Source organism: Ruegeria arenilitoris (genome assembly GCF_013032445.1).
GTDB lineage: Bacteria > Pseudomonadota > Alphaproteobacteria > Rhodobacterales > Rhodobacteraceae > Ruegeria > Ruegeria arenilitoris_F.
Map to the genome: position 1 here is coordinate 269,553 of NZ_WQCA01000009.1, position 6,093 is coordinate 275,645.

General features: G+C 58.0%; 5 protein-coding genes. 1 reads left to right on the forward strand and 4 read right to left on the reverse strand.

Translation table 11 applies throughout. The features are described 5' to 3' along the window. Positions 1-277 precede the first annotated feature (277 nt). On the forward strand, positions 278-1,660 hold the full coding sequence (locus tag GOW98_RS15430) for a D-alanyl-D-alanine carboxypeptidase family protein (RefSeq protein ID WP_170333621.1): 1,383 nt from the start codon (positions 278-280) through the stop codon (positions 1,658-1,660). A 71-nt stretch (positions 1,661-1,731) separates the two neighbouring features. On the opposite strand, the gene GOW98_RS15435 is transcribed toward GOW98_RS15430, so the two are convergent. The 4 genes from GOW98_RS15435 to GOW98_RS15450 form a co-directional block, all read right to left on the reverse strand. Continuing rightward, positions 1,732-2,964, reverse strand: coding sequence for a hypothetical protein (locus GOW98_RS15435; protein WP_254438021.1), 1,233 nt, complete (start codon positions 2,962-2,964; stop codon positions 1,732-1,734). Positions 2,965-3,130: 166 nt separating this feature from the next. Then, positions 3,131-3,892, reverse strand: a complete 762-nt coding sequence (locus GOW98_RS15440; protein ID WP_170333625.1) for a LamB/YcsF family protein — start codon at positions 3,890-3,892, stop codon at positions 3,131-3,133. Positions 3,893-3,904: 12 nt separating this feature from the next. Beyond that, positions 3,905-4,903 (reverse strand): biotin-dependent carboxyltransferase family protein, encoded by a 999-nt coding sequence (locus GOW98_RS15445; RefSeq protein WP_170333627.1) that lies wholly within the window; start codon positions 4,901-4,903, stop codon positions 3,905-3,907. Then, complete coding sequence (locus tag GOW98_RS15450; protein WP_170333629.1) at positions 4,900-5,652, reverse strand: 5-oxoprolinase subunit B family protein; 753 nt, start codon at positions 5,650-5,652, stop codon at positions 4,900-4,902. The genes GOW98_RS15445 and GOW98_RS15450 overlap by 4 nt, the downstream gene beginning before the upstream one ends. Between the last annotated feature and the right edge of the window lie 441 nt (positions 5,653-6,093).

A 6,093-nucleotide genomic window follows, 5' to 3' on the forward strand; every position in this document is an offset into this window, starting at 1 on the left:
CCGAATGGTCTCAGTTTGAAAAAATCGCTGCGCTGCTACGACAAATTCTGGTCATTTTCATGGATTTGGTGGGGGAGCCGCCGTGTTCAGCCACATATAGTATGTCAACGCACAGGTTCTTAAACGGCGATTTGATGAGCTTTTGGTTTATTTCACCGACCCCCTGTGCTAGCCTGACCGATAATAAAATAATTGGTTTGCTGACTGGGAAAAACCCGGCGGCCAGAGGTAGACAGAGGCATAGATCGTGCAGGTTCGGCGGACAGTTCCGGCCCGAATGGGCTTATTCCTTATAGCATTCTTGTGGCTGCTCTCCTTTGCGCCGTTGCAAGGGGTGGCCGCGCCTTACGCGGCGATGGTAATCGACGCGCGCACCGGTGAGGTGCTGCATTCGCGCAATGCGGACACAAGGCTGCATCCTGCGTCGCTGACCAAGATGATGACGCTCTACATCGCGTTTGAAGCGGTGCGAAATGGCGAGATCGAATTGGATACGCCAGTTCGCATTACCCGAGCCGCAGCAGCCGAGCCGCCCTCAAAACTGGGTTTGCGCACGGGTCAAACCATTGCATTCCGTTATCTGATCCGCGCGGCTGCGGTAAAATCGGCCAATGACGCCGCCACCGCCATCGGTATTGCGATCAGCGGGTCCGAGGCGGCCTTTGCCCGTCGTATGACCCGGACCGCCAAGGCGATGGGCATGAGCCGCACCACGTTCAAGAACGCGCACGGTCTGACCGAATCGGGGCATATGTCTACCGCACGGGACATGACCACGCTGGGGCGCCATCTGCTGTATGACTACCCGCAATATTACAACCTGTTCTCGCGCCAATCGACCCATGCAGGGATCAAGACGGTTCCAAACACGAACCGCCGCCTGCTGGCCGCCTATAAAGGTGCGGACGGTATCAAGACCGGCTACACCCGTGCTGCGGGCTTCAACCTTGTGGCCTCGGCCAAGCGCAAGGATGAACGGATCATCGCCACTGTGTTCGGCGGCAAATCCGGTGCATCGCGTAACGCAAAGGTAGCCGAGTTGCTGGATATGGGCTTTCGCCGGGCACCGTCGCGGGCGCCGATCCGAAAACCGGCCCGTCCGGTCTATGCCGGAAATGCCGGTTTGGGCGCGACGGTCGCGGCCCTGACCGGTGCGCCAAAAACCAGCTTACGGCCGGTGCTGCGCCCCGGACCGGGTGCCGCCGTGCAAGTGGCTGGTACCGTTGCGGCAACCGCAGCCAAGAATGGCGCGCGTATTCAGAACGGTATTGCCGCGGCCATTGCGGCTGCGGATGTCCAGTCTCCGACGGACGACACGACACGCCCCGCCGCGCGTCCGGAGGATTTGGTTTTGGCGTCTAATGATCCAACGGTACAGCCCGAGCCGGAACAGGAAATCGTCACGCGTCTGTCCACATCCGGCGGGCATCTGTGGGGCGTAAATGTGGGCCGCTATACCACCCGATACGAGGCGGAAAAGGTTTTGCTGAAAACCGCCCTGTCGGAGATGACCACTCTGGAAGGCACCCTACGCAAGGTGAACCAAAGCTCGCGCGGGTTCGAGGCAACGTTCCAGGGCATGACCCGCGAACAGGCTGATCTGGCCTGCCGCAGGCTTCAGGCCCGCAATGTCACATGTTTCATGATCGGGCCGTCATAAGACCCGACATATTCTCTCCTGGATGGGTCTGGCTGCGAGGAAACTCGCAGCCTCTTTTTTGTCAGAACACCTTAGTCGAACACATGTCCGTGCTGGTATTGTTCGTCTTGCCCCGCGGCGGCTGTCAGGGCGGCCACGTTATCCTTGGTGAAGAAGCCATCGTAATGGTGGCAACGCTCAATATACTCGGTGATCAGCAGCGTGTTCTTCGAGTGTTTCGAGAAGATCTGTTTCAGGTTCGGATCGTCTTTGCACTCGCCCACCACATGCGCCAGGAACGGCACGCCTTCGTCCTTTAGAGTATTGACCACGAAATCGACGTTCTTTTCGCCCGCGTTGTGATCGCCGTCCTGAATTTCGACAGCCATGTGATGCAGGCGGCGGCCAAAGTTGCGGACAAAATCCTCGGTCGGCATGGGCAACTGTTCAAAGGAATTGACGAAAGAAGGCGTGTTGTTCGCCGTGAAAACCTTGGCGGGTGACTTCTTGTCATCATCCACGTTGGCGTTCCGATTCACATTGGTTGACGAATTCATGTCGAAGATGTTGTACGCGCCCCAGAAGTAATAGGGTACCATGGTCAGAAACTCGAGGATCGCGTCCTCACGCTCACCGGCCAGAATGCGGGTGGCAAGGTGATCGATCCCCAGCATCAGGGGCGAAATTTTGCTATCTCTCCCAAAGGCTGCAGCCTGATCCAATTGCGCTTGCTCTGTATCACTTAGCAATACGCGATCACCCAGCCTGAGACTGTCGGTGTCGTTGAAATCCAGATTGGAATAGCCAACCCGGTTGCAGGTGAAATCGGACGGGGTGGTAAAGCAGAACCCGTCCTGCGTGTAGAACGGGTTCTCGGTATCGCCGCTGTATTCAAAGCGGATGTTTTGATCCTCAAGCGTCTTGCTGAGGGTTTTCAGATCGGTTGCGCCATAAATCTCTCCGACGTAGCGGGTCTGAGGGGTGCCGCGCGCCAAGGGATACATCCGGTTGATGCGTGGGATGAAGTCCTCAAAGCTGGGATTCAGCGGGGCCATCACGATCATGGCGGGATAATCGGGATGCGAGTGCAGAACCGAGAACTTGTGCGTCTGGCCCATATAAGTGGCCGAGTGGCGATATGGGGTCATCACATAGAGCTCGACCAGCGTGTCGAACAGCGCCGTAGTTTCTACCTGCAGCACAATCGCCCGCATCGGGCCAACCTGATCGGCAACACCAGAACTGGTGCGCCGCTCGTAAATCATGGGCAAGTATTCGTTGAAGAAGTCCGAGTTCTTCTTGTCCCCACGGGGTTGATAAGACATCAATTCGAAAGACATTAAACCACCTCCTTGCGCATGCCCGGTGGGAGCCGGGCGTGGCCTAGCTTGGATTTCCAATAATCAGAACATGCACTTGCAGGTATGCTAGGGTCTGAAATCCAACTGGGCAACAGTAAGAAAGTGAGGTTCTGGTCTTACATTCGTATGGCTAACGAATGAATTTTGTCACTTCGACTCCGCCCGCGATCAGGTTTTCGCGCACCGATCGGGCGATTTGCGCTGCGGTTGGCCCATCCCCGTGCAGACAGATCGTGTCGATCGAGGTTTCCAACCGTTTGCCGGATTCGGTGATGATGGCCCCTTCGCGAACCATGTTCAGGATGCGCGGTCCGGCAAGCTTGGGGTCATGGATAACTGCACCAGGAAGACTGCGGTCTACCAGCGTGCCGTTATCGTTATAGGCGCGGTCGGCAAAGATCTCGCCGACCCATTTGCAGCCGAGCTCGCGCACGGCCTCTTCCTGTTTGGTGACGGCCAGCACCATGATGATGATGTCCGGGTCCACGTCCAGCGCGCCCAGATAGCAGGCCCGCGCCATGTCGATGTCGACCGAGCACATATTGGCCAGCGCCCCGTGCAGTTTTAGGTGCCGCACTTCGGTTCCGACTGCCTTTGCCATCCCCATTGCCGCGCCCAACTGAAAACGCACTAGGTTGCGCAAGCTGTCATGTGGCACTTTCATGTTGCGGCGACCAAATCCTTGCAGATCGGGAAAACCGGGATGCGCGCCGATGCCCACGCCGTTCTCAGACGCCAGCGTCATCGTCTTTTCCATCACGTCCGGATCGCCCGCGTGAAAGCCGCAGGCAATATTGGCCGATGTGATGATCTTCAACAGGCTTTCATCATCACCCATCTTCCAGGGGCCAAAGCTTTCCCCCATATCGGCATTCAGATCGACGCTGGGCATCGGCAACACTCCTTACTCGGTGGCAGATATCATTCCGCCGATCAATTGGTAGGACAACAGGTCCGGGATGTCATGCGGGTCACGGACCAGAGGTTCGACCCGCGCCCGCAACCGTGACAACTCGGCCAGATAGGCCGCGTGCAGGGTGACGGCCTCGTCCATAGTCACGAATTCAAACTGTATCTGTCCGCCCGCCGGGGTCTGTGCCGCGCGGGGCAGGTCGCAGGGAAGGACTGTGGCGATACGGGGGTAACCGCCGGTCGTCTGGCATTCGGGCAGAAGGATAAAGGGATTGCCGGTGCCGGTCATCTGAATGTCGCCCGGGGTGATGACTTCGGACAATATGTTCAGCTGGCCTTTTGCGGAGAAGCCCTCGCTGTCGCTGTCCAACTGCATTCCCATCCGGTTCGCTCGTGCCCCCCGCCGGAACACTGTCCGGGCAAAGCGATCCAGCGTGTCCTGATCGAACAGGGGGGTCTGAAAGCTGGAAACTACGCGCAGAGTGCCTCCGGCGAACCGCTCATCGGGTCGCAGCTTCATACCGGCGTTGCCTGATTGCGGGCCTGTCGGTAGCACGTCACCCACTTGCACCGCGCGTCCGACCTTTGCGGTGAGATGGGTCGAGCGTGAACCAAGAAACCGTGGAGCATCTATCCCGCCGCCGACATGCAGATAGCCATAGGTTCCCTGTGTCACGGCACCAATGGTCAGCTTCTGTCCGACCTCCATGGTATGAGACGCGTTCCAGACAATCGGATTGCCGTCGATATGCGCCTGCATCGGCGCTCCGGTCAGGGCGATGCTGATCGGCTGAGTGGCCTCAAACTTGCCACCCATGCCTGCCATTTCCAATGCGGCGCAGTCCGGGCTTTGTCCCAACAAGGCGGCACCTTCGTGAAGGGCCAACTGATCCGCCGCACCAGACCGCGACAGGCCCTGATCTAGATATCCCGAGCGCCCCTGATCCTGCACTGTGCAGGCTGGCCCGATCTGATGTACCAGCAGGCTCATGCTGGGATCTCCGTGCAGGTTGCGCCGCCCGCGCCATCGTTTGTTGTACGGATGGTTTCCAATTCCTCCCAGCTGACCGGAAGGAATTGCATCTCATCCCCGGGACGCAGGGCAAAGCTTTGCTCGGCTTCGGGGCGGAAACAGCGGAACGCGGTTTGACCTACATGCCGCCACCCAGTTGGCGTCGGCCCCGAAAACAGCACGAATTGCGAGATCGCCAAAACCAAGGCTCCCTCGGGCACCATCGGTGTCAGTTCCTTTAGGCGCGGAATGTTGAACTCGGGCCCCAGCGGGCCGAGATAGGGCTGACCGGGCGCAAAGCCGATGGTCAGCACGCGCACGCGGGTGTTACTGAGACGTTTGATGGCTTCAGAAGGTGATAGCCCCGCTGCAGCGGCGGCCTCATCCAGTTGCGGTGCAAGCGCGCCGCCATAGACCGTCGGCACCTGCCACAGACGACGCCCGGTTGGCAGAGGTGCCTGATACCAATCCTGCTTTTGCAACATCTGCTTCAGACGCGCCTGGATTTCAGAGTATGGCAGGCGAAGAGGATCGAACCGGACATAGGCCGAAGCAAGTGAGGCCGATGTCTCAGCCACGCCGTCCCAGTTCAGAGAGTCGACAGCGTTCCGGAACGCAAGAGCGGCGCGATTGGAAGGTTCCGCCATGGTATCGCCGAACGAAATCAACAGGCCGTCCAGACCGACGTTTCGTATGCGTGGGAAGGGAGCAGCCGGCATAGGTGTCATATCATGGTGCGTTTGAATGTTTCTTTGCGGCGAGGTGATCTTATCCGGAGCTAATGCGCAAGCCCCGGGCATGGGGCCGGGCCGCTTTCCGTGCGCAAAAAACGAGTCGAGTCGGAAAAATCGGTCAAAAACTGAATCGGTTTTGGGGAACCGAGTCGGGTTAGCCTTGTGGGGGCGTTAGGCAGACTCACAATATATGGGGTTGGTGTGGACGCGGTTGGTTGAGGACTTTGTAGGGGATCACCAAAATTGGCGTGTGTTGGTAATGATTTCTCTGTTAGGGCGTCTATCAACCTATTGTAAATATTATATAATTAATAAAAAAGCAAAAAAATCGCGCAAGATGTGTTTTTCCACTTGCGGCTATTGTTGGTAAACCTTAGAACCCCCTTCACCGGCGCTGCTGAGGCGGTTGCTGGGACGCTGGAGACGGCGGAGACG